Source organism: Actinomadura sp. NEAU-AAG7 (assembly GCF_018603865.1).
GTDB classification, from domain to species: Bacteria; Actinomycetota; Actinomycetes; order Streptosporangiales; family Streptosporangiaceae; genus Spirillospora; species Spirillospora litoris.
Genome location: NZ_JAHFZY010000004.1, coordinates 824474 through 850977 on the forward strand (window position 1 = coordinate 824474; position 26504 = coordinate 850977).

Annotated in this window: 18 protein-coding genes; 9 read left to right on the forward strand and 9 right to left on the reverse strand. The window is 74.5% G+C overall.

Annotated elements, in window-relative coordinates; all coding sequences use genetic code 11:
- Nucleotides 1–77: 77 nt before the first annotated feature.
- From KLI87_RS22505 to KLI87_RS41605, 6 genes are all read right to left on the reverse strand, one after another.
- Entirely contained in the window at nt 78–1265 is a 1188-nt protein-coding gene (locus KLI87_RS22505; RefSeq protein ID WP_214618532.1) for an MFS transporter, read from the reverse strand.
- A 12-nt stretch (nt 1266–1277) separates the two neighbouring features.
- Nucleotides 1278–3095: an asparagine synthase (glutamine-hydrolyzing) gene (gene asnB / locus KLI87_RS22510; protein WP_214618533.1), complete on the reverse strand. Its 1818-nt coding sequence runs from the start codon at nt 3093–3095 to the stop codon at nt 1278–1280.
- A complete protein-coding gene (locus KLI87_RS22515; protein WP_214618534.1) occupies nt 3095–4231 on the reverse strand; it encodes a GNAT family N-acetyltransferase in 1137 nt (378 codons plus the stop codon). Before KLI87_RS22515 ends, asnB begins: the two co-directional genes overlap by 1 nt.
- Nucleotides 4228–5586, reverse strand: coding sequence for a DUF6002 family protein (locus KLI87_RS22520; protein WP_214618535.1), 1359 nt, complete (start codon nt 5584–5586; stop codon nt 4228–4230). Before KLI87_RS22520 ends, KLI87_RS22515 begins: the two co-directional genes overlap by 4 nt.
- 138 nt (nt 5587–5724) lie before the next feature.
- Nucleotides 5725–6996 (reverse strand): ATP-grasp domain-containing protein, encoded by a 1272-nt coding sequence (locus tag KLI87_RS22525; RefSeq protein ID WP_214618536.1) that lies wholly within the window; start codon nt 6994–6996, stop codon nt 5725–5727.
- 108 nt (nt 6997–7104) lie between these two features.
- Nucleotides 7105–8202 (reverse strand): helix-turn-helix transcriptional regulator, encoded by a 1098-nt coding sequence (locus KLI87_RS41605; RefSeq protein ID WP_214618537.1) that lies wholly within the window; start codon nt 8200–8202, stop codon nt 7105–7107.
- 398 nt (nt 8203–8600) lie between these two features.
- Here KLI87_RS41605 and KLI87_RS22535 point away from each other — a divergent pair, with 398 nt between their 5' ends.
- The 5 genes from KLI87_RS22535 (at nt 8601) to KLI87_RS22555 (ending at nt 15730) form a co-directional block, all read left to right on the forward strand.
- The gene (locus tag KLI87_RS22535) at nt 8601–10970 is read left to right on the forward strand and encodes an ROK family transcriptional regulator (protein WP_214618538.1); all 2370 of its coding nucleotides are present in this window, start codon (nt 8601–8603) and stop codon (nt 10968–10970) included.
- Nucleotides 10971–11776: 806 nt separating this feature from the next.
- A complete protein-coding gene (locus KLI87_RS22540) occupies nt 11777–12244 on the forward strand; it encodes a hypothetical protein (protein ID WP_214618539.1) in 468 nt (155 codons plus the stop codon).
- Between the two features lie 326 nt (nt 12245–12570).
- Nucleotides 12571–13380, forward strand: a complete 810-nt coding sequence (locus tag KLI87_RS22545; protein ID WP_156215852.1) for a phytanoyl-CoA dioxygenase family protein — start codon at nt 12571–12573, stop codon at nt 13378–13380.
- Between the two features lie 41 nt (nt 13381–13421).
- Complete coding sequence (locus tag KLI87_RS22550; protein WP_214618540.1) at nt 13422–14480, forward strand: polysaccharide deacetylase family protein; 1059 nt, start codon at nt 13422–13424, stop codon at nt 14478–14480.
- On the forward strand, nt 14474–15730 hold the full coding sequence (locus tag KLI87_RS22555) for an FAD-binding protein (RefSeq protein WP_214618541.1): 1257 nt from the start codon (nt 14474–14476) through the stop codon (nt 15728–15730). The genes KLI87_RS22550 and KLI87_RS22555 overlap by 7 nt, the downstream gene beginning before the upstream one ends.
- A 49-nt stretch (nt 15731–15779) precedes the next feature.
- Here KLI87_RS22555 and KLI87_RS22560 read toward each other — a convergent pair whose 3' ends face one another.
- Entirely contained in the window at nt 15780–16820 is a 1041-nt protein-coding gene (locus tag KLI87_RS22560; protein ID WP_214618542.1) for a polysaccharide deacetylase family protein, read from the reverse strand.
- A 142-nt stretch (nt 16821–16962) separates the two neighbouring features.
- A complete protein-coding gene (locus tag KLI87_RS22565) occupies nt 16963–18162 on the reverse strand; it encodes a glycosyltransferase family A protein (protein ID WP_214618543.1) in 1200 nt (399 codons plus the stop codon).
- Nucleotides 18163–18407: 245 nt separating this feature from the next.
- Here KLI87_RS22565 and KLI87_RS22570 point away from each other — a divergent pair, with 245 nt between their 5' ends.
- Nucleotides 18408–20333: a glycosyltransferase gene (locus tag KLI87_RS22570; RefSeq protein WP_214618544.1), complete on the forward strand. Its 1926-nt coding sequence runs from the start codon at nt 18408–18410 to the stop codon at nt 20331–20333.
- 56 nt (nt 20334–20389) lie between these two features.
- Here KLI87_RS22570 and KLI87_RS22575 read toward each other — a convergent pair whose 3' ends face one another.
- Nucleotides 20390–21298 (reverse strand): aminoglycoside phosphotransferase family protein, encoded by a 909-nt coding sequence (locus KLI87_RS22575; RefSeq protein ID WP_214618545.1) that lies wholly within the window; start codon nt 21296–21298, stop codon nt 20390–20392.
- Between the two features lie 218 nt (nt 21299–21516).
- Between KLI87_RS22575 and KLI87_RS22580 the strand changes: the two genes are divergently transcribed.
- The 3 genes from KLI87_RS22580 to KLI87_RS22590 are packed head-to-tail and all read left to right on the forward strand — an operon-like array spanning nt 21517 to nt 26503.
- Nucleotides 21517–24612 carry a non-ribosomal peptide synthetase gene (locus tag KLI87_RS22580; RefSeq protein WP_214618546.1) on the forward strand — a complete coding sequence of 1032 codons (3096 nt, stop codon included), beginning with the start codon at nt 21517–21519 and terminating at the stop codon, nt 24610–24612.
- Nucleotides 24609–25661 carry an ATP-binding cassette domain-containing protein gene (locus KLI87_RS22585; RefSeq protein WP_214618547.1) on the forward strand — a complete coding sequence of 351 codons (1053 nt, stop codon included), beginning with the start codon at nt 24609–24611 and terminating at the stop codon, nt 25659–25661. The genes KLI87_RS22580 and KLI87_RS22585 overlap by 4 nt, the downstream gene beginning before the upstream one ends.
- Nucleotides 25658–26503, forward strand: coding sequence for an ABC-2 family transporter protein (locus KLI87_RS22590; protein ID WP_214618548.1), 846 nt, complete (start codon nt 25658–25660; stop codon nt 26501–26503). Before KLI87_RS22585 ends, KLI87_RS22590 begins: the two co-directional genes overlap by 4 nt.
- The last annotated feature ends 1 nt before the right edge of the window (nt 26504 follow it).

Consider the following 26504-nt stretch of genomic DNA (forward strand, 5'->3'; position numbering starts at 1 on the left):
GCCGACCGAAGTTCCATCTCACCCCGCCTTTTCGATCTTTCCATCGAGTGTCAGGGATATTGCCAATCTTGGCAAGGTCAACTTGCCGAATGGCCGGAAACGGTGTCGTGCGGCGCCCGGAGCGCGCGGGCGACGGCCGCGGTGGCCGCCAGCGACAGCCCCGCCATGAGGGCCGTCGCCGTCCCCGGCGAGGACCACTGCGCGAGCGTCCCGGCGAGGGCGGCGGCGACGCCCTGCGCGGCCAGCATCCCGGAGGAGTGCAGGCCGAGCGCCTGGCCGCTCATCTCGTCCGGCGTCAGGTCCATGAGCCGGGGCTGGAGCAGCAGGCCCGTCCCGTACCCGGCGGAGGCGACCGTCACCGCCGCGGCCGCCACCGGCAGCGGCGGACCGGCCGCGAACACCAGGTACGGCGCGGCGAGCAGCACGTACAGCGGGACGACGAGCCGCCCCCGCCACGCGTCCGGGACGAAGCGCCCGACCGTCGTGTCGCCCGCCAGCATCCCGAGCGCGGAGCAGGTGAACAGCAGCCCCGCCTGCCGGGGCGCGTAGGACACGAACAGCGACTCGCAGCCGACGACCAGCCCGCTCGGCACCCACAGCGCGAGGTAGACGTGCCGCCGCGCCGGCAGCGACCACAGCCGCGCGTTGCGCCGCCAGGTCGCGCGGACCGACGGGCGCCCCGCCGCGCGCGCCGGACGCGCCGCCAGGCCGAGCCGCGCGGTCCCGGCCGCGGCGCAGAACAGCGCGGCGCCCGCGAGCAGCGTGCCGCGCGGCGACAGCGCCGCGACCAGCCCGCCGCCCACCGCGAACCCGCAGATCTGCATGACGCCGTCGGTCATCGCGAGGACGGACCGGCCGAGCAGGTACCCCTCCCGCGCGAGGATGTCGGTGAGCAGCCCGTACCTGACCCCGCCGCCCAGCGAGCCGGCCATCCCGGCCGCCAGCAGGACGCCGAACGCGGCCCAGGTCGGCAGGCCGGGCACGGCCTGCGCGGCGGTGCCGAGGGCGAGCAGCAGCGCGATCCCGGTGAGCGCGGCGCGCGGCGGCAGCCGGTCGGCCGCCGACAGCAGCGTCGCGGCCCCCGCGGCCTGCGCGAGCGAGGGCCCGAACATCGCGAGCGCCGACAGCAGCGGCGAGCCCGTCCGGTCGAAGACGAGCGTGCTCAGCGCCAGCCCGCTCACGGTGGTGGCCGCGACGTGCGCGGCCACCACGAGGAACAGCGGGGTGTACTCGGGGGTCGCGAACAGCTCGCGGTAGGTGCGCACGCGGGAGGATCCTTACGCCATCGACACGCCGTACGCGCGGAGCCAGCGGTCGACCTCGACGATCGGGAGCAGGAAGTGCAGGGAGTCCGCGACGGTCATCGGCGACGTCCGGCTCGCGGCGAGCGCGCGGACCTTCGGGACGTCCAGCACCTCGCGCAGCGGGGACGCGGCGTCGGTGAGCACCCGCTCCAGCTCGGCGCGCACGGCCCGCGCGTGCGCCGGGGCGAACGTCGCGGGGTAGGCGCTCTTGCGGCGCCGCAGCACCTCCGGCGGGACGAGGTCGGCGACGGCCGCGCGCAGCAGGCCCTTCTCCCGGCCGTCCGCGACCTTGATCTTCCACGGGACGTTCCAGACGTACTCCAACAGCGTGTGGTCGCAGAACGGCACCCGCACCTCCAGCCCGAGCGCCATGCTCATCCGGTCCTTGCGGTCCAGCAGGTAGTGCAGAGGGCCCTGGAGGCTCAGGTAGAGGACCTCGCGCATGCGCGCCTCCAACCCCGACTCGCCCGCGAGCCTCGGCACGAGCGCCCGCATCGTCGCGTACCGGTCGCGCTCGTCGTCGCCGGGACGGACGCGGGCCCGCACGTCCGGCGCGAGGCAGTCGGTCAGCCGGGGCCCGGCGCCGAGCCACGGGAACGTCCCGCCCCACACGGTCGCCTCGTCGAAGAACCAGGGGTAGCCGCCGAACACCTCGTCGGCCGCCTCCCCGGACAGCGCCACCGTCGACCGCTCCCGCACGCTCCGGAACAGCAGGTACATGGACGCGTCGAACTGCCCGAGGCTCGGCAGGTCGCGCGCGGCGAGCGCCTCGGGGACCGCGCCGGGCAGCGCGGCCGGGTCGAGCGTGACCGGGGTGTGGTCGACGCCGAGGTCGCGCGCCGCGGCCACGGCGAACGGCGCGTCGCGGTCGGGGCGCAGCGTCGTCGCGTGGAAGTCGTCGCCGGACCCGGCGAAGTCGACGGAGAACGTCCGGAGCCGTCCGGGCTCGTCCGCGGCGGCGAGGGCGGTGAGCGCGGTGGAGTCCAGGCCGCCCGACAGCAGCGCGCACAGCGGCACGTCCGCCACCATCTGGTGGACGACGACGTCCTCCAGGATCTCCCGGACGGTCCGCACCGTCGTCGCGTGGTCGTCGTGGTGCTCCCGGCTGACCAGCCGCCAGTACGGGGTCTCGTGCGCGCCCGACCGGTCGACGCGCACCAGATGCCCCGGCCGCACCTGGCGCAGCCCGGTCAGCGGCGTCTCCCCGGGCAGCGCCAGCCTCGGGTTGAACAGGATCGGCAGCTCCGCCTCGCTGGTGCGCGCCGTGAACAGCGGGGTCGCGAGCAGCGCCTTCGGCTCCGAGCCGAACAGCAGCCCGCCCGGATAGGCGTGGTAGTAGAGCGGCTTGACGCCGAGCCGGTCGCGGACGAGCAGCAGCTCCTCGCGCGCCGCGTCCCAGATCGCGAGCGCGTACATGCCGGTGAGCCGGTCGACGAACGCCGCGCCCCACTCCAGGTAGGCGTGCAGCACGACCTCGGTGTCGGAGGCGGTCGCGAACCGGTGCCCGAGCCGGGCCAGCTCCGCGCGCAGCTCGCGGAAGTTGTAGACCTCGCCGCTGTAGGTGAGCACGACCGGCTCGCCCGCCCGGCGGCCGCGCGCCGCCATCGGCTGGGCGCCGCCCTCGATGTCGATGACGGCGAGGCGGCGGTGCCCGAGCGCGGCGTGCGCCGAGACCCACACGCCCTCGCCGTCCGGGCCGCGCCGGTACAGCGACCGCGTCATCGCCTCGACCGTCGGCCGCTCGAATGCGAGGTCGCGTCCGAAGTCGACCCAGCCGGTGATGCCGCACATCAGGCGCCTCCGTGCAGGCTCAGGGGTGTGGCGGGCAGGCCGTCCAGGAACCCGTCGAGATGGATCAGGCGGTGCCCGGTGATCCCCGGGGCCTCCCAGCGCAGGTCCGTCCTGGGCGGGTGGTCGTCGTCGTGGAAGTAGGCGGCCTCCAGCGCGCCGTCCGGGGCGAACGTCAGCATCGGGTTCGCGGTGAGGAACGCGCGCACGGCCGGGCCGTCCCGGCGGACCCGCAGGTGCAGCCGCTTCCCGCCGAAGTGGTTCGCGGGCAAGGCGACCTCCGGGTGCATCTTGCGCTTGAACTGGAAGATGCCCTTGCTCAGGAACGGCTCGCAGCCCGACAGGTCCACCCGCGCGACGCCGTGCTCGGAGGCCCACTGAAGGACCAGGATGTACAGCGACATGTAGGCGCCCGACCGGTACAGGGACTCGTCGCCGCCCGCCACCCCCGCCAGCCGGACGACGAGCGCCGCCCGCTCCCGGCGGCACAGCATCCCCGCCACCGGGCGGCCGTCCTCGCACAGGTAGAACAGCGCGCCGCGCCGGAACAGGCACGCGCGCGCGGTCTCCTTGGACTCCGAGCGCGCCGCGCCGCCGTGCCTGCGGCGCATCGTCGGCCGGTGCATGCCCTCGTAGAAGTGCTCGAAGTCGGCGTCGCCGGTCGCGACCCGCAGCGTGCGCGCCCGCGACCGCACCTCCCGGGCGTGCTGCTGCCGGGCCTTCCGCGAGATCCCCCGCAGCACCCGCTCCGGCCCGCCGCCGGTCGGCACGGCGAGCGTGACGCGGAACGGCAGCAGCAGGACGTGCTCCGGGACGGGGTCGGGGACGCGCCGCCGGAAGCATCCGACGGCGAGGATGTCGGCGTCCGGCGCCGCGCGGCCGTCGGCGAGGCCCGTCCAGGACGTGCGGCGCGTGACGCGGCGCGCGGCGGCCGGGCCGCGGCGCTGCTCCAGGAACGGCAGCACATGGGTGAGGCCGTCGGGCAGGCCGCCGTAGGCCAGCACCGGCCCGCCGTCCCCGGGCACCGACACGGTCACCCGCGGGCGCGCGGAGACGGCGGCGTCCGCCCACTCCCGCGCCCGCACGATCCACGGGTCGGCGCCGTGCTGCCAGGCGTACCGCCAGCCGCGCGGGATCACCGCGCCGCCGCGCGGACGAGCCGGGCGAGGTCGTCGGCGCCGCCGATCGGGGTGAGGTGCTCGTCCCGCGCCGGTGCGAGCGAGGCGTCGGTGTAGTGGCCGGACGCGTGCACCACCACGTCGGTGCCGGGGGCGATCAGACCGCGCTCGCGGGCCACCAGCACGCCGGTGAGCGCCTTGACCAGCGACCACTCGCGGATCTCCGCCGGGTCCGCGCCGATGGCGATCCCGGCCTCGGCGGCGAGTGCGCGGACGCGGTCGAACCGCGCCAGGCACTCGCGCCGCGAGACGATGCCCCCGCCGCCGCCGTGCCGCCCGATGATGGCGTTGACCTGCGGGATCGTGGCCGGTGCCCGGGTGTAGAAGGTCGAGTCGACGACTTCGCGGGGGTCGTCGGTCTCGGCGGGGAAGTGCGGTGCGCCCTCCTGCCGCCAGACGGCGCCGCCGGGGTCGCAGGCGTAGTCGGGGACGTCGGCGCCGAGGACAGCGGTCACCATGTCGGGCGTCGCGAGCTGCTGGACCAGCCAGAACCCGGGATGGCGCGCGGGGACGGCCCGTCCGGGCAGGCCGCGCGCGAGCATCTCGTGCCCGAGGTGGTAGCCGAGCAGGCCGAACGCGCTCGACACCGCGTGCGCGTGCAGCCGGGGCGGCGAGTCCTCGGTGAGCGGCAGCAGCTCGGCCTCGGCGAACGCGCGCGCCGCGTCCGCGATCCGGTAGTTGTCGAGGTCGAGGGTGGGCCACAGCCGGAACCCGGTCGCCTCGAACAGCGCGCCGGCCTCCTCCCGCGCGACCCGCGCGGTGACGGCCTTGACGTCCCCGGGCTCGGCGACCCGCGCGAGCGCGACGGGGTTCGCGGCGCGCAGGCCGGCGTCGGCGGTGAGCGGGCAGTCGCGGAGCTTGCCGCGCGACGCCTCCGGGTTGACCGTGACGACGCGCAGGTCGGCGGGCGTGGTGATGCCGGTGGCGTAGGCGCGGGCGACGGCGTCCCGGAGCGCGGTCCCCTTGTTGCCGGACGTCGGCGTGAGGATCATGACGCGCTCGCCCGTCCGGCGCGTGTGCCCGGCCGCGCGCGCCACCATGAGCAGCGACGCCATCGTCTTGGTCGTGCGCGCGCCCGGGTTGCGCATCAGGTCGAGGACGTAGGTGTGCGGCTCCACCCGGGTGAGCCCGATGTCGGTGGCGTCGGTGAACTCGGTGAAGCGGTCGGCGGGCTCCAGCGGCACCACCGGCTGGACGTCGCGCTCCGCCGCGACCGCCCGCGCGGCGGCCCGGATCTCGTCGTGGAACCGGGAAAGGGCGTTGTGGATGACACCGGCGTCGGCGCCGGACCGGACAGGTTGACCCGCGACCAGCATGCGGCCACCCCCAGGGAGAAGATCGTTTCGCCGGAAAGATAACCGGGTTCCGCACTCTCTGGCAATACGTTGTCAAGATGCCGGTAATATGTTGCCAGTCCTTATCCGCCCCGGGCACGACCGCATTCGGGGGCGGGGTCAGCCGACCTGGAAGACCTGGTCCTTCAACTCCCGGACGAGCCGGTAGTCGCGCGCCATCGCCTCCTCGGTCCCGGCGCGCAGGTAGACGCGCATGGTGCTCGTCCGCAGATCGACGGTGGGACGGATCCGGTCGCCCTCCCGCAGCTTGAGCAGCACCCCGTACACGCCGGGCAGGTTCTCGATCTCCTTCACGACCGTCCAGTCGATCCGCTCGACGACGCCGTCCTGCTCCGTCGGGCTCGCGTAGACGCCCGCCGCGAGCCGCCGGGTGTAGCGGCGGCCCGCCCGCTCGCGCAGGAACGTCTCGGGGCTGGTGTAGGCGAGCGCGGTCAGGTCGGCCTGGTTGCCGCCCAGGCACTCGTCGTGGAAGCCGGGGTCGAGGTGGCCCGCGAGCCGGGCGCCGACCTCGATCAGCGTCGGCCCCCGCTCGGTGACTATCACCTCGGCGTGCGCGGGGCCGTGGTCGATGCCGAGCGCGTCGAGCGCGCCGCCGACATAGGCGATCAGGTCCGCCACCACGTCCTCCTCGGGCGCGACGAGGAGTTCCAGGTCGTAGGTGTTGCGGGTGCCGAGGAGCCGCTTCTGCGACCGCCAGATCCCGCACGTGTACCGGGCGCCCCGGCAGCACACCATGTCGACCACGTACTCGGTGCCCGCCAGGTACGACTGGACGAGGACGGCCGTGTTCGGCTCGCCGTAGACGGTCCTCGACCCGAGCACGGCCTCCGCCGCGTCCCGCACCTGCCCGGCGTCCGCGCAGATCTCCACGCCGTCGGTGCCGGACGAGGCGAGCGGCTTCACCACCACCGGGTAGGCGCCGCGGCGCTCGGCCCACGCGACCGCGTCCGCCGCGTCCGAGGCGCGGACCTGGTCGGCGCACCGCACCCCGGCCCGCCGCAGCGCCTCGATCATCTCGAACTTGTCGCGGCGCGCCGCCGACAGCGCCGTGCCGTTGGTCGGCAGGCCCAGCCGCTCGGACAACTCGTCGGCCAGCGGCACGCCCGGCTCCTGCCCGGCGCCCACCGCGATCGGGTCGAGCGCCGCGAGCCGCGCGGCGGTCGCCGCCGGGTCGCCGCAGACCAGCGACGACCGGTAGGCGCCGAGGTCCGGTGCGAGCATCCCGGCGATCGGCTCCGGCGTGCTCTGCACGTGGACGACGTCCACGCCGAGCCGGTCGAAGGCCGGGGGCAGGAAGTTGCCGGTGGAGTAGGCGTCCACCAGGACGGCGGTCGGCCGGTTCGGGGTCGGGGTTCGGTTCGCTGCTGCCATGCGATGCCTGCCTCGTGCGTGGAGGACCCTCCGAGTTGACAGAAGATTGCCAGATTGATTGCCTTATTGGCAATCGCAGCGACGAGGTCGTGTCGGCGTGGCGCCCGGTCAGGTCACGCCGGGGCTCGGACTCGCGCCGGGGCCGAGGGGCCGCCCGCGCGTCCCGGACGGGGAGGTCTCGGCCGCCTGTTCGCCCTCGTCAGGGCGGTCGCTCTCCGAACGGAGAATGCCACGTTCCACCGCCCGCACCCCCGCCTGGAACCTGCTCCGCGCGCCGAGCATCTGCATCAGCTCGGCGGTGATGCGGCGCGTCGTCCGCAGCGACACCCCGAGCCGGCGCGCGATCGTCTCGTCGGTGTGCCCGTCGGCGAGCAGCCGCAGCACCGCCATCTGCTGCGGGGTCAGGTCGTCGCCGCCCCGGCGTCGGGGATGGCTGAGGCTCAGCTCGGCGGACTTGTCCCAGACGGCCTCGAAGTGCTCGCACAGCGCGTTGACGATCCCGGTGCCGCGCACGAGCAGCGCGCCCGAGCTCTCCTCGTCGGGGTCGACCGGGACGAGCGCCGCCTCCCGGTCGTAGATGAGCAGCCGCTGCGACAGCGCCCCGTAGGTGCGCACCAGCGCCCCCGCCTCCGAGAGCCACTGCGCGTACTCCAGGGTGAGGCTGTCGTTGTAGATGCTCTGCACGTACACGGTGCGGACGAGCACGCCGCGCCGCAGGATCGCCTGGTCGAGCGGGCGGCTCGCCTCCATCGCCTCCCGGCTCTGCGCGCCGCGCGGCGCGAACGCCATCAGCTCCGCCTCGCAGGCGGCGGCCAGCTCCTCGATGCGCAGCCGGACCTCGTCCAGGCCGGCGAGGTGCTCGACCTCGGGATGGTGCAGGTGGCGCTGCCGGGAGTGCTGTTCGATCAGTTCCATCACGGCCCGCCGGTTGGCGGCCAGCTCCTGCTGGCGCCGCAGCAGCTCCTGCTCCTCGCGGGCGAGCAGGGAGGAGAAGCCCACGGCGGGGTTGACGGCGAGCAGCGTCTCCGGCTGCTCCCACGAGGGGCGCACCAGCGACAGCTCCGCGAGCTCGTCCAGGACGCCGCGCACCTGTTCCGGTGACCAGCCGAGAAGCTCGCCCAGTTGGTCCACCCCGTACTTGGGGTTGTCCAGTATCGCCCGGTACAGTCTCGCCGCGTCCGACCGCAACCCGATGGACTCGAACACACCGCCTCCCTGGGCACGCGTCGGGTACCACCGAGTCTCTCGTGCAGCGTGTTTGTTAGCAACCTTTACAGTCAAGCCATAATAATCCTCTATCCGTTCCGGGTATCACATGGCCGTTGACGAAACGCTAGTGGAGATGCCGTCCGTGCATAGCTGCCTGACCTGGAAGGATGGGCGGCGCACACCCCTTTCGGGTGGCCGAATAGGGGCCCGGGCGCCGTCGCGAGCCGGTAGGGGTTGACAGGCGCCGCCGGTTCTGATTCGCCCGGACGGGTGGAGAACATGTCACTTTCCTGCCACTGCAGGCATCTGACAGCGCACCATGGCGCCCGCGTTTTTGCATCAATTTTAAGCTGGTCAGGATAGGCCAGCGGCGGTCGATGTCGACCAGGGATCGAATGGTGTACATAGTCAAAGCCAGACTGACCGGTCAGTCACCGGGCGGCGCGCAGCGGATCGCCTCCAGCCTGCGGACCTTCGTCGACCAGGGCAACGGCGTGGAGCACCTGCGCGCCAAGCTCGAACCGGACGCGACGGAGGTCGTCTTCTTCCTGCTGGCGGAGACCGCGCGCCGGGCCGAGGCGCTGACCGTCGAGATCTGCCGGCGGGCGATGCGCATGGCGGGCTGCCAGGACTGGGCCGTCGCGCAGTGCATGGTCACGCTCGTCGACCAGGCCGAAGACCTCATCCTGTCCGCCCCCCCGCCACCGAACCCCGACGAGGCCCCCGCACCCCCCGCAAACAGCGCGAACCCCGCAAACCCCGAGCCCCCCGCAAACCCCGAGAACAGCGCGAACCCCGCGAACGGCGCGCCCGCCGCGAACCCCGCGCCCGCCGCGAACCCCGCGAACAGCGCGGGCGCCGCGAACGCCGTGAACCCGGCGGGCGACGCGAACCTTGCGGGCGGCGCGACCCCCGCGAACCCCGCGAACGGTGCGGGCGGCGCGAACCTTGCGGACGGCGCGGACGGCGCGGACGGCGCGGACGGCGCGGGTGGCGAGGACGGCGCGAACCTTGCGAACCCCGCGAACGCCGCGAACAGTGCGAACCCCGCGAACGGCGCGGGCGCCGCGAACCTTGCGGACGGCGCGGGCGGCGCGGGCGGCGCAAACCTTGCGAACCCCGCGAACGGTGCGGGCGGCGCGAACCTTGCGGGCGGCGTGAACGGCGCGAACCCGGCAGGCGGCGCGAACCTTGCGGGCGGCGCGAACCCCGCGAACCCCGCGAACGGTGCGGGCGGCGCGAACCTTGCGGGCGGCGTGAACGGCGCGAACCCGGCAGGCGGCGCGAACCTTGCGGGCGGCGCGACCCCCGCGAACCCCGCGAACGGTGCGGGCGGCGTGAACCTTGCGGGCGGCGTGAACGGCGCGAACCCGGCAGGCGGCGCGAACCTTGCGGGCGGCGCGAACCCCGCGAACCCCGCGAACGGTGCGGGCGGCGTGAACCTTGCGGGCGGCGTGAACGGCGCGGGCGGTGCGGGTGGCGCGGGTACGGTGGAGGAGCCCTGTGGCGTCGACGTCGATGGGTTGGGCGAGGCGTGTGCCGCGGGCGAGGGCTGCGGCGGCGGGTCTGGGCCCGCTTCGCCGCCGTCCTCGGGCGGGCGGGCGGCTCGGATCCCGTCGCGGGTGCCGTCCGCCCGCATGCTCAGGGCGATGAACGAGCGGTACGTGCTCAGCCTGATCCGGCAGTTGGAGACGGTGTCGCGCGCCGACCTGGCGCGGCTGTCGGGGTTGTCGAAGCCCACGGTCTCCTCGGTGGTGGCGAACCTGGAGACGCTCGGCCTCGTCGAGCGGTCCGGGCACCGCGCGGGCTGCCCGGGGCGGGCTCCCACGCTGTTCACGGTCGGGCACAACGCGGGCTGGGTGCTCGGCGTGGACGTGCGCGACGGCGCCGCCCACTGGGCCGTCTCGCGGATCGACGGCAAGGCGCGCTCGACGCGGGTGTCGCCGCTGCGCGGCGAGCAGGGCCTGCCCGGCGTCGCGGCGGAGGTCGACCTCGTCTGCCGCCAGGCCGACATCACGCGGGCCGACCTCGCGCGCGTGGTCGCCGGGTTCTCCTCGGCGCCCTGCGACATGATGCCCGCGCCGCCGAGCCGCGCCTGCCACGCCTCCCTCGACCACGCCCTGCACCGGCTCTTCGGCCCGCGCTACTCGGCGCGCCGGGGCGTGGAGATGGAGGCGCTGTTCCGCTACCGGGACGACCGGCGGGCCGCCAGCACCACCGTCTACGTGACGGTCGAGTCCTCGGTCGACATCGGTGTGATCAACGATGGCGCGCTCCACTCGCAGGACGCCTCCGTCTGCGCCCCCGGCCCGGCCCCGCGCGACCCGGACCGCGGCGGTAGGGCGCGGGACGCGTTCCTGCGGCTCTGCGGCGTGCCCGGCGGGAGCGTTCCCTCCGACCTCGAACGGATCACGGCGGCGCGCGGCGGCGGGCCCGTCATGCGGCCGCAGGAGCTGGCGGAGGCGGTCGGACGCGGCGACCGGCGCGCGGCCGAGGTGCTCGCGGAGATGGCGGTGCTGACCGCGCGGCTGCTGCGGCCGGTGCTGGCGATCGCGCGCCCCGGGCTCGTGGTGTTCGCCGGACGGCTCGCGGAGGTGCCGGGGTTCGTGGACGCGGTGCGGTACGAGCTGCCCGCCGCGGCGGCCGGCGGCATGCCGCCGATGGAGGTCGGCGGGGGCCGCGGCGAGGCCGTGCTGGACGGCTGCCTGGTCGAGGCGTGCGACCTGGCCTGGCAGCACATATTCGACGACCTGGCCGGGGTGTGAGCGGCTCAGGACCGGGCACACGAGAACTTCGGGGTGGTCCGTCCTTGATCAGCCGGTGACATGCTAATGCCATTGCAGGGTCGTGACACTCGCCGCCTCTTGGCTCAAGAACCGAACCTATCAAGAATCACCTGTGAAAGAACTTCGAGGATTCAAGGGAGTGGAACAATGATCATCACCATGCTTCAGGGCGGTCATTTCATGTTCACCTCCGAAGGAGGAGATTCGTCGGGAACCAATGGCTGGGGTTGAGGCGCGGCCGGGACGGCGGCGGAGAATCCGATGCGGCTCGCCGGGAAAGGCGCCCGCTCGTGAGGGGGCCGCGGGCCGGGGTCGCGGGACGGCGCACCCGGCGCTCAGCGGCGGCGACGCGGGCGGCGCGGGGCGGCGCGGTGGCGTCCTGGGCGGCGCCCGGCACCGGGTCGGCGCCCCCGGCGCGCGTCGGCCGCGGACGCTCGATGGCGCACTTTACCGGCGGTGCGGTGGCCTGTTTCCGCGCGTCGACGCCGGTTCCGGCGGTGTTCGCGTCCCGGACGGGTCCGGGCGCGGCACGCACGGCGCTGGTCCTTGGCGGATGTGCTCTGCCGCTCGGGGGCCTCGTTCATCAGGGGGTATGGGATTTCGCCGTACTTGTCCTTTTCTGTGGCGCATGCGGCGCTCTCGACGCTTCCCTGCGCACCCAGGCGGCGGCCGTGGAGCGGATTAGCGGAAAGCGACTCCCACCCGCGCCGCGCGCAATGCGGTGCGCCGGGGCGCGCACGGGCACGGCGGGCGCGCGGCTCCCGCTTCCGGTCCCCTGCCTGCCCGTGCTCCGCCTCGGCCTGCTCCTCGCCGGTGCCGCGGGCGCTCCCGCGCCGGCCCGGGTCCGTCCCCGCGTCCAGGGCCGGGAGTCGGGTTCCCCGGTGCCGCTCGTGGCCGCGGCGGTCGGCTTGGGAGCGGCGGCCGGCCTGGGGGTGGCGATGACCGCGCATGACGGACCCGTGGCCGACGACGTCCTCGGCTGCCTGCTGCTCGGCCTCGGCCTCGCCGGCGCGATCCCCGTGCCCGGCGTCGCCGAACGCGAGGGCGGACGTCCGGCGGTGTCGCTGGTCAGGAGGCCGGCAACCGCGCAGGCGCCCCCGGCGCAGGCGTCCCAGACGGCTCCGGCGCCGACCGGGGCCGGGTCGCCGCCCGCCCCGGCGTGCCCGTCGCCCAGGCGCAAGGCCGGACGGCACGACTGCCTCACCCGCGAGAGGGCGATGCCCATGGACGGTCCGGAGATCGACTGGCCCTGAGCGGCCACGAGTAGGGATCCACGAAGGCCGGCGGCTGACGAGCCGCCGGCCTTCCGCGCTGCCCGGACCCGGCCGACCGGTGACGCCCCCGCGTGTCCCGCTTGGACGGAACGGGTCGTTGGCATCTTCTTGCCAAGTTAGGCAACTCTGTGCCAACATCGGTTGCCAGAAGCTCCGGGGGCCCCCACCGACTCCGACACCTATGCCACCCCACCACGCCACCCCATCCACGCCATCACATAGACGCGTGCGGCGGCGCGCCTGCGCGCGCGCCGCCGCGGGCGCGTGGCAGCACGCGCATCTCGACGCGGAGCGGAGGCCCCGGCATGACCTCGCGAACCTCATTCGCCCCGGAGCGGCCCTTTCCCCTGGAGGCCGCCCAGATCGACCGGTTCACCCGGCTCGGTTACCTCGTCCTTCCCGCCTTCCTGCCCGGTGACCTGGTCGAACGCCTGAAGCCCGAGGCCGACCGCTGGGTGGACGAGGGCCTGCGGGACAGATCCATACAAAGCTGCGTCGATCCCGGCGCGCAGGGCCCGCCGCCGGTCATGGAGATCGAGCTCGCGGCGCACGGCGAACTCGTCGGCCACCCGCCGCTGATGGACGTCCTCGCCCAGCTCATGGGGCCCGAGTTCGTCTTCCACCACATGCACTCGCACCGGCAGGACCCCGGGCTCCCGGGCAAGAGCTGGCACCACGACTACGAGCAGAACCCGCAGGCCGAGCGCACCCACACCATGATCCACACGCTGCACTACCTGGACGGCATCGACGCGGGCACGGCGCCGCTCGCGGTGCTGCCCGGGTCGCAGTACGAGGTGGCGGCCAAGAACGCGCGCGCCGCCCACGGCACCGCCGAGCTTCCGGGCGAGGTCGTGATCGACCGGCTGCCGCCCGGCTCGACCGTCGTGCTGCACTCCGCGCTGTTCCACGCCCGGCGCCCGAACCCGCGCCAGGGCGACCAGCCCCGCTACCTGGTCGACGGCTCCTACTGCCAGGTGGGCCGCCGCTGGCCGCCGGTCAAGCCGTTCTGGCGCCACATGCTGCGGCGCGGCCGGGACCTGCGGCTCGACCGGGGCCGCCGGCCGGAGCTGTTCGCCGAGCGCCACTTCGAGGAGTACGTCCGGCCGGTGTGACCGGCCCCTGTCGCCCGACCATCTGTTGAGGGAGGAACTGGATGCTGTACTCGGGAGTGTCCTGGGGAGCCACCGGCTACGAGGTCGAGGTGGTGGACCGGGAGGGCAGGCGGGTGGCGCCCCCGGCGCGCTTCGGCGCGGACCGGGTGGACGACATGATCGGCTTCCTGCGCGAGACCGGCCGCGCGCACGCCGACCCGGCCATGGCCACGGTCGTGGACAGCACGAACGGCGTGCTGGACGGCCGCATGATGGCGGCGGGCCTGGAGATGTACCGGGCCGACCCGCCCGCGCTGCCCGAACGTCCCGTGTTCGGGTCCGTTTCGGCGGGCGCGCTGGCCCGCGCGGCGGCGCGCGACCTGTCGGCGCTGGCCCGGCTGGAGCGGACGTCGGGCACGCAGACCGGGCGCGAGGACGTCCTCCTGGCCGACATCGCGGCGAGCGCCGACCGCACCGCCGCGCTGACCGGCGCCGGACGCTGCCTCGGCCACGGCGACCGCTCCCGCCGCGAGGTCGCGCTGACCTTCGACGACGGCCCGCTGCCGCCCTACACCGGCCAGGTCATGGACGTGCTGGAGCGCTACGGCGTCCCCGCGACCTTCTTCTGCGTCGGCATCAACGTCGAGGCGGGCGCGGAGGAGGTCGCGCGCATGCGCGAGCGGGGGCACACGGTGGCCAACCACACCTGGTCGCATCCGTTCCTGCCGGAGCTGACCCGTCCGCAGCTCGCCGAGCAGATCGACCGGACCAACGAGGCCGTCGCCGGGGCGTCCGGCGGGGCGGCGCCGACGCTGTTCCGCCCGCCCTACGGGTCGCGGACCCCGCGGGTGCTCGACTGGCTGGAGGAGATGGAACCGACGGTCGTGCTGTGGGACGTCGAGCCCGACGACTGGTCGATGCCCGGCGCGGACGTGATCGCGCGGACGGTGCTGGCGGGGACGCGGCCCGGCTCGATCATCCTGCTGCACGACGGCGGCGGCGACCGCTCGCAGACCGTCGGCGCGCTGGCCCCGATCATCGAGGGGCTGCTCGCCGACGACTACACGTTCGTGTCCGTGGAGGACATGACGACGGCCCCCGAGGGGGTGGCGGCGTGCTGACCACGCGTCCCGCCGCGAACTGGGCGGGCAACGTCGTGTTCCAGGCCGCGCGGGTGCACCGCCCCGCGTCCCTGGACGAGCTGCGCCGGATCGTCGCGGGCGCGGCCCGCGTCAAGGCGCTCGGCAGCGGGCACTCCTTCAGCGCGGTCGCCGACACCACCGGCGACCTCGTCCGGGTGGACGGCCTGCCCCGGGCGATCGAGATCGACCCGTCGACCGGGACCGCGGCGGTGTCGGCCGGGCTGCCCTACGCCGACGTCGCCGCCGCGCTGCACCGGGCCGGGCTCGCGCTGCCGAACATGGCGTCGCTGCCGCACATCTCGGTCGCCGGGTCCTGCGCGACCGCGACGCACGGGTCGGGGAACGCGCTGCGCGTCCTCGCCTCGTCGGTGTCGGCGCTCCAGCTCGTCGGGCCGGGCGGCGACCTGGTCGAGCTGAGCCGGGACGCCGACCCCGGCGTGTTCCCGGGCGCGGTCGTCGCGCTCGGCGCGCTCGGCGTCGTCACCCGGATCACGCTGGACGTCGAGCCGGAGTTCGAGGTGGCCCAGCGCGTCCTGCTGGCCGTGCCGCTGGACGAGGTGGCCGCGCGGTTCGAGGAGGTGTCGGGCGCCGCCTACAGCGTCAGCGTGTTCACCGACTGGCGCGACCCCGACGCCTCGGTGTGGCTCAAGCACCGCGCCGACCGGCCGGGCAGCGGCTGGGAGGGCGGGCTGGCGGCGGACGCGCCCGTCCACATGGTGCCCGGGATGCCGACCGAGTCGTGCACCGGGCAGTTGGGGCTCGCCGGGCCGTGGCACGAGCGGCTGCCGCACTTCCGTCCCGGCGTGGTGCCGGGCGCGGGGGAGGAGTTGCAGTCGGAGTACTTCCTGCCGCGCGAGGCCGCCGCGTCCGCGTTCGCCGCGCTCCGCGGCCTCGCCGACCTGCTGGGGCCGGTGCTGCACATCGCGGAGGTCCGCACCGTCCGGGCGGACGGGATGTGGCTGAGCCCCGCGTTCGGCCGCGACTCGGTCACGCTGCACTTCACCTGGGTCCGGGACGCGGCGGCCGTGGCGCCGGTGCTGGCCGCCGTCGAGGACCGGCTCGTCCCGCTCGGCGCCCGGCCGCACTGGGGCAAGCTGACCGCGATGACGGGGAAGGAGATCGCCGCCCTCTACCCGCGCGCGGACCGGTTCGCGGCGCTGCTGCGCGACCGCGACCCGGACGGCACGTTCCGCAACCCCTTCCTCGACGAGCTCTTCCCGCCGGACTAGCCCGGAGACCTCCTGAGGGGGCGCGGCGCCCCCTCAGGAGGACGGCGGCTCAGACGGCGGGCTTCAGCTCGTCCAGCAGGACGAACCGGTACCCGCGCTCCTGGAGCCCCTCGATGACCAGCGGGACGGAGGCGACGGTCCGGGAGCGGTCGCCGCCGCCGTCGTGCAGCAGGATCACCGAGCCGGGCTCGGTCTTGCGCAGCACGTCGGCGGCGATCTTCTCCGGGCTCGGCAGCGTCCAGTCCTCGGCGTCGACGTCCCAGGTCACGGTCGTCACGTCCTCCTCGCCGAGCCAGCCGACGACCTCCGGCGACCGCGAGCCGTAGGGCGGGCGGAAGTAGCGGACGGGTTCGCCGTCGATGCGCGGCAGCACCTCGAACGTCCGCGCGAGCTGCTCGCGGAGCTGGTCGCGGGTGAGGTCGGGCAGGTAGGCGTGCGACCAGGTGTGGTTGGCGACCGTGTGGCCGGCGGCCATCATCCGGTCGGTGTCCTTCGACCGTTCCAGCGCGTTGAGCCCGACGCAGAAGAACGTGGCGGGCACGCCGTAGTGGTCGAGGATGTCGAGGACCTGGCCGGTGTAGGGCGGCTGCGGGCCGTCGTCGAAGGTCAGCGCGACCACCCGCTCGTCGCGGGCGCCGTGGGTGAACCAGCGTCCCGCCGCGCGCAGCGGCGCCTCGGCCGCCGCGCTCCTCTTCATCGTGGCGAGCTGCTCGGTGACGCGTCCGGTGAGCGTCCCGTCGTCGATGGTGAGCCGGTCCAACCGGGCGAGGTCGCGGCGGGCGGCCTCGGCGAGGTCGGCGGCGCCCACCGAGCCGAGGACGGGACGCTCCGGCAGCGACCACGGGTCCGCGCGGTGCACGCGCAGCCCGACGGCCATCAGCAGGCCGTCGATGATGCCGTTGGTGCTGTCCACGACGCTGACCAGCTCGTCGTCGGCGTGGTCGGCGACGCTCCGCAGGTGCGCGACGAGGGCGTCGCGCTCGCTCGGCCCGAACCGCGCGGACGGGACGGGCGCGCCCCCGGAACCGGCGTCGCGGCTGAACACGACCTCGTAACCACTGGAGTGCCAGGCGACACCGGCGTACAGCATGGGGACTCTCCTTCGTTCGGGCGCGGCGGTCGAGGACCGGAGACGAAGCGGGGTGGGACAAGGGGTGGAAGGGGGGGCGGGAACGGGACGGGCGGGCGCGCGGCGGCCGGGGCCGCGCGCACCCGCCCCCGGTACATACCCGTCAGGCGGTCTCCAGCGGCGACGCCACCGCGCCCGCGGACACGCGTCCGGCTTCGGCCAGCACGGTGTCCCGGTGGCGCTCGCCCAGCCCCAGCACGGACGGCAGCACGCGGCACTCGCCGAGGTCGCCGTCGCCGAAGGGGAGCGCGAGCCCGAGCAGCGGCAGCACGTCGAGGGAGTCGGCGTCGTCGAACAGGTCCGAGACGTCCGGCGCCGGGACGCGGGTCCGGGAGTCGATCTCGGCGCCGACCACGAGCAGGTCGGTGCCCTCGGCCTTGCCGCGCACGACGCCGAGCGTGCGGCCGTGCCCGGAGACGGCGGCGGCGACCTCGTCGCGCACCTCCGGGTAGAGGCGGTTGCCGTCCTCCCAGCCGTAGGCGCGGGTGATCTCGACGTCGAGGGTCGGCCACTTGGTGAGGAAGTAGCGGCTGTTGGCGCGGTAGGACTCCTGGTCGGTGGCGGCGTCGCGGTCGTGCGGCAGGTGCATGCCGTACACGTCGTCGCCCAGCACGAGCGGGGTGCCGGTCGCGTAGACGCGGTACCCCCACTCCTGGTCCTCCGAGCCCCAGCCGCGGAAGTTCTCGTCGAACATCAGGTCGTGCCGGCGGACGGTCTCGGCGGGCAGCGCGACGAGGCCCGTCCAGACCAGCGACCAGGGCAGCGGGACCGACTCCAGGACCTTGCGGTCGTCGGCCCACACCTCGCCCGCCTGCTCCAGGTCGTCCAGGAGCGCGCGGTGGCCGCCGTAGGCGAGCACGCCGCTGTTGTCCTGGCCGGACATCGTCAGCTCGGTGCCGTTCGGCGCGTGCTCCACGACGCAGCTGTAGCCGAGGGCCTTCCCGAGGACGCAGACGTTCCGGTGCCCGGCGAAATACCGGTCGTAGAGGGTGTCGAGCACCTGCGGGGGGAGCACCATGTCGGCGTCGAGCAGCATGACGACCCGCCCGGTCGCCTGCCGGATCGCGAGGTTGCGCGCCTGGGCGACGTTCCACTCGTCGTCCGACAGCACCGAGACGAGGTTCAGGCTCCCGGTGAACTCGCGGCAGGCCGCGACGTACTCCTCGCTGTACTCCATGGCGCCGACGACGACCTCGAACTCGTCCGCGTCCATGGTCTGGTCGGCCAGCGAGCCGAGCACCGATCGGATGTTGTCCAGCCGCTGCTTGTAGGGGATCACGACGCTGATCTTCAGGTCGGCCATCTGCGCTCCTTGCCGGATCGGCGAGTTGCCAAACTTTGGCAATATAATGCCATCTGGGCGGCGATATCACCATAGATCGCGGGGGACGGACTCCGGCCAGTGTCACAGACGCCGCGCCGCCCGGCGGGACGGGCCGTGACAGCCTCCTGCCACGGCATCAACTTGACACTCTCTTTCCTCGTCTTGCCGACCGCCGCACGCACAGAATCGGGAACGCGAGGCCGGTGACACCTTGGGAGAGTGGCATGCCGCAGACGCGCGACGACCTGATCCGGCACGACCCGACCGACGCCGACGCCGACACCTCCGCCGCCGAGGGCGCGCAGGACGCGGCCGCGCGGACGCTCGCCGGGCGCTGGCACTTCACGGGCCCCGACGAGACCGTGAGCGACGACCTCTACGCGGCGGTGACCGGCGCCGTGACCCGGAGCCGCACCCGGCTCACGCTCGCGCCCGGGGCGAAGGCCTCCGGGAACGCCTTCTTCGGCCGGTTCCCCGCGACCTACTGGCAGCGCTGGACGGACGCCCGCGAGGTCCGCGTCGAGCTGACCGTCACCGGCACCGGACGGCTGGCGGCCGCCGCGTCCGACGTCAACGGCCCCGCGCGCGTCGTGGCGGCGCGCACCGTCCGCGACGCCGACCGGGAGCGGGTCGTGCTCGCGGCGCCGCTGGACCTGTACGCCGACGGCGGCGCGATCTGGGTCGAGCTGGAGGCGGCGGCGGACGGGCGGCGCCTCACCGTCGAGGACGTCCGGTGGACGGTCGCGGCGCCCGCGTCGCGGCGTCCGACCTCGCTGGCGTTCGCGACCTACAACCGCCCCGACTACTGCCGCGACCTGCTGCGGGCCCTCGCCGCCGACGACGTCGCCCGCGCCCGGCTGGAGCGGATCTACATCGTCGACCACGGCGACCACGTCACCGGGCAGGACTGGTACGAGGAGATCGCGGCCGACTTCGGCGACCGCCTCCAGCACACCCCGCAGCCCAACCTCGGCTCGTCGGGCGGCTGCAACCGGGGCCTGTACGAGGTGGCGCGGCATGCCAGCGAGAACGCGAACGTCATGTTCCTGGACGACGACATCCTGCTCGAACCCGAGGTGGTCGTCCGGCTGACCGCGTTCGGCGACCATGTCACCCGGCCGATGATCGTCGGCGGGCAGATGATCAACATCTTCCATCCGACCGTGCTGCTCGCCGACGCCCAGCGCACCGACATCGACGGCATCCAGCCCGGCAAGCCGATGCCGCACGCCTACCACGACGCCGACCTGCTCACCCCGGACCCGGCGACCGGGCGCCCGCCGCTCCAGGAGCGCCGCCTGGACGCCGGCTACACCGCCTGGTGGGCCTGCCTGATGCCGATCGAGCTGGTCGAACGCGTCGGGTACATGCTGCCCGTCTGGGGGCAGGGCGAGGACGCCGACCTGTGCGCGCGCGCCCGCAAGAACGGCATCCCGACGATCATCCTGCCGGGCGCGGCCGTCTGGCACACCGACTTCTCGATGAAGGACCTGGACGACGTCAAGACCTACTTCATCCGGCGCAACTACCTGATCGTCGCGGCGCTGCACGGAAGGTTCCCCGTCGGCGCGCTCACACGGCGGCTCGGCACCGAGATCGCCCAGTGCATCCTGGACATGCGCTACGGGCTCGCCGCCACGATCCTCAGCGCGGTCGAGGACTTCCTCGACGGCCCGGACGACCTGTACGACGGCGGCGCCGAACGCCTCCAGGAGATCGCGCGGATGCGGTCCCGCTACCCCGAGACGCGGCGGCACCCCGCGACGGCCGCGCCGGGCGCGCCGTCCGACCGGCTGGAGATCGTCACCCCCGGCCGCCCGCCGCTGCTGCCCGCCGCCGCCGCGCTCGGGCTCGCCGCCGCGCGGCTGCGCGGGCGGCACCGCTTCCGGCTCGGGGAGGTCGCGCACGACGAGGCGCACTGGTGGCACGTCGCCCGGTTCCGGACGGCGGTCGTCACCGACGCGTCGCAGGAGGGCGTCCGCGTCCGCAGCCACGACCAGGACGCGACCGTCGAGCTCGGGGTCCGGGCCGCGCGGACGCTGCTGCGCTTCAGCCGGACGGCGCGGGACGCGCGGCGCCGCTACTTCGAGGCGCTCCCCGAGCTCACCGGCCGCGCCAACTGGTCACGCCTGTACGAGACGGGCGAGTAGCCATGCGCCATGGCGGTCGGGGCGGTCGGGGCGGTCGGGGCGGTCGGGGCGGGGGGTCAGGAGGCGGACAGGTCGTGGGTGCGCTCGGCGAGGACCTCGCCGATCACGTGCCGCGCCTGCGCGGCGATCGCGGGGTTGGTGTCCTTGTAGTAGGGGAGCTGGATCAGCGCCATCGACAGCGCCCAGCCGCGGCCGCGCGTCCAGGTCGCGTCGTCCACGCCGAGGGCCGCGCGGAACGCCTCGCGCGCGTGCGCGGGCAGCAGGTACCAGGCGACGATCATGTCGCAGGCGGGGTCGCCGATCCCGGTGGTGGCGAAGTCGATCACCGCGCTGAGCCGTCCGCCGCTGGTCAGCAGGTTGCCGGGCATCAGGTCGGCGTGCACCCAGACCGGTGGCGCGCTCCAGTTCGGCGCCTCCAGCGTGGCCTCCCACGCCGCGGTGGCCGCCGGGACGTCGACCAGGCCGTCGAGTTCGGCGAGCGCGTGGCGGCACTCCTCGTCCTGGGTGACCAGCGGACGGGTGCGCGCCGCCCGCGGTCCGCCGTCGGTGTCGATCGCCTGCAACGCCGTGATGAACGCGGCGAGGTCCCCGGCCAGCGCGACGGGGTCGGTGAGCGTCTCCGGGGCGGGGTTCTCCCCGTCCAGCCAGCGGTGGACGGACCACGGCCACGGGTACTCCTCGGTCGGCGTGCCCTTGCCGAGCACGACCGGGACCGGGACGGGCAGGTGCGGTGCGAGCCGGGAGATCCAGCGGTGCTCCTTCTCCACGTCCTCGACGCCGCCGGGGATGCGGGGCAGCCGCACCGACATGTCCTCGCCCAGCCGGAACAGGGCGTTGACGGTGCCCGCGGACGGGAACCGCTCGATCGGCAGGCCCGCCCACTCGGGGAACCGCGCCGCGAGCAGCCGCCGTACGAGCGCCTCGTCGATGTCCAGTTCGTCGGCGTGCATCTTGCCAGCGGCCATCAGCGTCCTCTCCGGTCGGGGCCCGGCCGGGGCGGCCGGGCGACGGCCATCGGACCTCACCCGCCCGCGCGTGTCAACTCCGCCGCCGGGCCTGCGCCCACCTACATTGCCATAGGTGGCAATATATGGCACGATTTTGGAAATCTTGGCAAGGATCTGCTGACCCCGATCGGCTCGGAGGAAGTGGGAAGCCGGTGCAGCCAGACGTGAGTTGGATCATGGGTTCGCCGTGCACCGCGCGCGACGAGGGCCTGCACGAGACGGTCGCGCGGCTCGCCGCGGCCCGTCCCGGCGCCACCGCGCTGGTCGCGGGCCGGAACACCATGACGTATGCGGAGCTGGACCGCACCGCCGACGCCTGGGCCGCGCGGCTGGCGATGGCGGGCGTCGCGCCCGGCGACCGCGTGTCGGTGCTGCTGCCGCGGAGCACCGAACTCGTCGTCGCGCTGCTCGCCGTGCTGAAGGCGGGCGCCGCCTACGCGCTGCTGGACCCGGCCTGGCCCGAGCGCCGCCTGCGCGAGGTGACCGCGCAGCTCGGCTCGCCCGTCGTGGTCGCGCGGCGCGGGACGGGCACGGGACTCGGCCGCCCCGTCTGGACGCCCCCGGCCGGCGCGGTCGCGCCCGTCGCCGGGTTCCATCCGGCCGCCGTCGGCGGGTCCGATCCGTGCTGCGTGTTCTTCACGTCCGGGACGACCGGCGAGCCCAAGGGCGTCGTGAGCCCGCACCGCGCGACCGCCCGGCTGTTCCAGGCGGGCGGGTTCGCGCGCTTCGACACCGGCGCGGTCGTCCCGCTGGCCGCGCCGATGTCGTGGGACGCGTTCTCGCTCGAACTGTGGTCGATGCTGCTCAACGGCGGCGCCAGCCTGATCGTGGACGAGCCGTACCTGTCCGCCGCGTCGCTGCGCGAGGCGGTGTCGGCGCACGGCGTCCGCACCGTCTGGCTCACCGGCAGCCTCTTCAACATGATCGTGGACGAGGCCGTGGAGGCGTTCGACGGGCTGCACCAGGTCATGATCGGCGGCGAGCGGCTCTCGACCGGGCACGTCCGCCGGTTCCTGCGGCGCCACCCGCGCGCCACGCTGATCAACGGCTACGGGCCGGTCGAGAGCACGGTGTTCGCCACCACCCACCGCGTCACCGAGGCCGACTGCGAGCGGCCCGGCGGCATCCCGATCGGACGGCCCGTCCCCGGCACCGGCGTCCACGTGCTGGACGGCTCCCGCCCCTGCGCGGTGGGCGAGGTCGGCGAGATCTGCGTCTCCGGCGACGGCCTGGCGCTCGGCTACCTCGGTGACGCCGAGCTCACCGCCGCCAAGTTCGCGCACGTGAGCATCGACGGCGAGCCGCTGCGCGTCTACCGGACGGGCGACCTCGGCGCCTGGGACGCCGGCGGCCTCCTCCACTACCGGGGACGCGACGACCGGCAGGTCAAGATCCGGGGCCACCGGGTCGAGCCCGCCGAGGTCGAGCGGCAGGTCGAGCGGCTGCTGCCGGCCGTGCGCGCCTGCCGGGTGCTCGCGCGCCGCGACGCGTCCGGCGCCGCCCGCGACCTGGTCGCGTTCTGCGTCCCCGCCGACCCGGGCGACCCGCTGGACGGCGCGCTCGCGGTGCTGCGGGACGACCTCGTCCCCTACCAGCGCCCCGGCGCCCTCGTGAGCGTCGCCGCCTTCCCCATGACCGAGCGCGGCAAGCTCGACGAACCCGCGCTGCTGGCCCTGGCCCCCGCGCCCCCCGCGCCCGCCGTGCCCCCCGTGCCCACGCCCACGCCCGCGCCCGCGCTCGCCGGGACGGCCCGCCTCGTCGCGGAGGTCTTCGCCGAGGTGCTCGGCCGCGACGGCGTCCCGGCGGACGTGCCGTTCGTCGAACTCGGCGGCGACTCGCTCGGCGCCGGACGCGTCTGCGCCCGGCTCACCGCGCGGCTCGGCCGGCCCGTCCCGGTGTCCTGGCTCTACCGGGACCCGACGCCCGCCGCGCTCGCGCACCGGCTCGACACCACCACGCCCCAGGAGGCCGACACGCACACCGTCGAGGACATGGACGCCGAGACCCCGCTGACGTCCATGCAACTGGTGTACCTGACCCGGCACCTCGTGGACCCCTTCGACCGGACCGCGCACTGCCTGCTCACCTGGCTCATCGAGGGCGCGCCGGACCGCGCAGCGCTGGAGGCCGCGATCGCCGAGGTGCACCGGCGGCACGAGCCGCTGCGCGCCGCCTACGTCCCCGACCCGTGTCCGGTGGCGTGGCCGGTGGACGTGCCGCCGCCCGCGCTGACCGCGCTGCCCGCCCAGCCGACGCCCGAGGCCGCCGCGACGGCGCTGCGCAAGGAGCTGGCCCGGGGCCTGGAGCCCATGGACGGCGACGTGTGGCGGACGGCGCTCGTCCCCATCGGCGACGGCGCGAGCACGCTGTTCGGATGCGCCGTCCACCACATCGCCTTCGACGGGTGGTCGGAGGCGGTGCTCGCCCACGACCTGTCCGCCGCCTACAACACCGCCGGACCGCTGGAGGAGGCGCCCTCGATGGCGGCCGTCCACCGCGAGCACGCCGAACGCCTCCGGCAGGACGACCGCGCCGCCCACCTCGACCACCTGCGCGCGGAACTCACCGACGTGCCGCCGCTGCGATGGCCGCCGGGCGCGACGGAGACGCCGCCGGTGGAACCCCGACATATCGAGGTTCCGCTGTCCCCGGCCGTCGTCGCCGGGGTGGACGCCCTGGCCGCCGGGGCCGGGGCCACCCGGTTCGGCGCGCTGCTCGCCCTGTACGGCGCGTGCCTCGCGGAGGTCACCGGGCAGGACGACCTCGCGGTCGGCGTCCCGGTCGACCAGCGGCACGGCCGGGGCCTGGAGCGGTCGGTCGGCTGCCACATCACGACGCTGTGCGTCCGGCTGCGCGGCGCCGCGCTCGGCGGCGGCCCGGCGGCGGTCGCCGCGACCGGGCGGGTCGCCGCCCGCGCGTTCGCGGCGCAGGACGTGCCGCTCGACGACGTCCTCCGCCTGGCCGAGGCCGCCGACGGTTCACCCCTGTACCGGACGCTGTTCGCCCTCCAGGACAACGCCGTCCCCCGGCTGGCGCTCACCGGCGCGCGGACCACGTTCCTCCGCCAGCCCTACGTGAGCCTGCCGCTCGACCTGCACGCCGAGCTGTGGCCGGACGAGCACGGCGGCATGGCGCTGGTCGTCTCCTACCGTCCCGAGGCCGTGCCCGAGGCCGCCGCGCGGGAACTCGCCAAGCGCTTCGCCGACCGCCTGCGCACCGTCCCGGCGGAAAGCGGCGGCACCGAGGCCGGCACCCCGGAGAGCGCGCGATGACGGCACGCGAGTCGGAGTTCGCGATCGAGGCGCGCGGGCTCGTCAAGACGTTCCGGACGGCCCGCCGCCGCCCCGGCGCGCTCGGCATGCTCCGCGCGCTCGTCGCGCCCGAGCGGGTCTCCACGACGGCGGTCGCGGACGTGTCGTTCTCGGTGGGGCACGGCCAACTGCTCGCGCTGCTCGGCCCGAACGGCGCCGGGAAGTCGACCACGATCAAGATGCTCACCGGCATCCTGACCCCGTCGGCCGGGCGCGCGAGCGTGATGGGGATCGTCCCCTACCGGGAGCGGGTCCGCAACGCCCGCAACATCGGCGCCGTGTTCGGGCAGCGCACCCAGCTCTGGTGGGACCTGCCCGCCCGCGAGTCGTTCCGGATCCTGCGTGACATCTACGGCGTGGCCGACGGCGACTACCGGTCCCGGATGCGCGAGTTCGACGACCTGCTGGAGCTGTCGAGCTTCTGGGACACCCGCGTCCGGCACCTCTCGCTCGGCCAGCGCGTCCGCTGCGACCTCGCCGCCGCGCTGCTGCACGACCCGCCGGTGGTGTTCCTGGACGAGCCCACCATCGGCATGGACGTCGTGGTCAAGGAGCAGGTCCGGCTGCTGCTGCGCGACCAGGTCGAGCGGCGCGGCCAGACCGTGCTGCTCACCACCCACGACATGACGGAGGTGGAGCGGCTCGCCGAGCGCGTCGTCCTGATCAACCACGGCCACATCGTGCTGGACGGCACGCTCGCGGAGATCCGCACCCGGTTCGGCAGCGGCTGGCGGGTGAACGCGACGCTCGTCCAGACCGAACCAGCCGCCGGACGCTGCCCGCCGGGCCTGCGGGTCGTGCGCCAGGACGGCGCCCGCGTCATCTTCGAGCCCGACGGCACCGACGGGGTCGCGCCGCCGCAGGCGCTCAAGCGCGTCATCGACCGCTACGAGGTCACCGACATCCACATCCAGGAGAGCGACCTCGAAGACGTGATGCGCGCCGCCTACCTCGACGACCGCGCGGACCGCGAACTGGATGGAGAACTGGACGGGGAGACGGTCGCGTGAGCGTCTCCACGGCCGGCCGGGCACGGCGTCCCGGGTGGAGCGCGATGCGCGAGGGGTGGAGCACGGCGGGCATCACCGCGCTCGGCGAGCTGCTGTCGCCGAGCCGCCTCACCGGCACGGCGGCGCGGATGTCCGTCCAGCTGTTCCTGGTCGTGTGCCTGTGGCACGCCCTGTACAGCGACACCGAGACCAGCGGCGGGCTGGACGAGGGGCAGGCCGTCGCCTACGGCGTGCTGGCCGTCCTCGCGCTGCGGCTGCGCGACACCGACCGCTGGATCGGCCGCGACATGGTGATCCAGCAGATCGAGTTCGGGACGATCGTCTACTGGTTCCTGCGCCCGCTCGCGCCGTGGCGCTACTACCTGCGGCGCGCGGTCGGCGACCAGCTCTACGGGTTCGCGTGGGCGGCCGCCGGATACGTGGTGTGCCTGCTGGCGGGCGTGATGGACCCGCCCGCCTCGGCGGGCGCGGCGGGCGCGTTCGCGGTGACGTTCCTGCTCGGCCAGTCGGTGCTGTACTACCTCGTGCTGCTCACCGACCAGATGTGCTTCTGGGCCGTCCGCAACGACTCGGCGGTCGAGATCCTCCAGTTCGCGCAGAACCTGCTGTCGGGCGGGTACGCGGCGCTGTGGTACTTCCCCGGCTGGTTCCAGACGATGAGCGCGCTGCTGCCGTTCCAGGCGACGCTCAGCGTCCCGCTCTCGTTCTACGTCGGCCGCCTCCCGGTGGACGACCTGCCCCGCCACCTCGCCGTCCAGCTCTTCTGGGTGGTCTCGCTCGCCGCGCTGACCCGGCTGGTGTGGCGGCGGGCCGAACACCGCGTCGTCTCGCAGGGAGGCTGAC

What these genes read in the sequence shown, in the direction of transcription:
- asnB (WP_214618533.1), bottom strand. Translation starts at nt 3,095, where the DNA reads ATGTGCGGCATCACCGGCTGGGTCGACTTCGGACGCGACCTCGCATTC.
- KLI87_RS22580 (WP_214618546.1), top strand. Translation starts at nt 21,517, where the DNA reads ATGGGTTCGCCGTGCACCGCGCGCGACGAGGGCCTGCACGAGACGGTC.
- KLI87_RS22585 (WP_214618547.1), top strand. Translation starts at nt 24,609, where the DNA reads ATGACGGCACGCGAGTCGGAGTTCGCGATCGAGGCGCGCGGGCTCGTC.
- KLI87_RS22575 (WP_214618545.1), bottom strand. Translation starts at nt 21,298, where the DNA reads ATGGCCGCTGGCAAGATGCACGCCGACGAACTGGACATCGACGAGGCG.
- KLI87_RS22560 (WP_214618542.1), bottom strand. Translation starts at nt 16,820, where the DNA reads ATGCTGTACGCCGGTGTCGCCTGGCACTCCAGTGGTTACGAGGTCGTG.
- KLI87_RS22535 (WP_214618538.1), top strand. Translation starts at nt 8,601, where the DNA reads ATGGTGTACATAGTCAAAGCCAGACTGACCGGTCAGTCACCGGGCGGC.
- KLI87_RS22525 (WP_214618536.1), bottom strand. Translation starts at nt 6,996, where the DNA reads ATGGCAGCAGCGAACCGAACCCCGACCCCGAACCGGCCGACCGCCGTC.
- KLI87_RS22545 (WP_156215852.1), top strand. Translation starts at nt 12,571, where the DNA reads ATGACCTCGCGAACCTCATTCGCCCCGGAGCGGCCCTTTCCCCTGGAG.
- KLI87_RS22520 (WP_214618535.1), bottom strand. Translation starts at nt 5,586, where the DNA reads ATGCTGGTCGCGGGTCAACCTGTCCGGTCCGGCGCCGACGCCGGTGTC.
- KLI87_RS22550 (WP_214618540.1), top strand. Translation starts at nt 13,422, where the DNA reads ATGCTGTACTCGGGAGTGTCCTGGGGAGCCACCGGCTACGAGGTCGAG.
- KLI87_RS22570 (WP_214618544.1), top strand. Translation starts at nt 18,408, where the DNA reads ATGCCGCAGACGCGCGACGACCTGATCCGGCACGACCCGACCGACGCC.
- KLI87_RS22565 (WP_214618543.1), bottom strand. Translation starts at nt 18,162, where the DNA reads ATGGCCGACCTGAAGATCAGCGTCGTGATCCCCTACAAGCAGCGGCTG.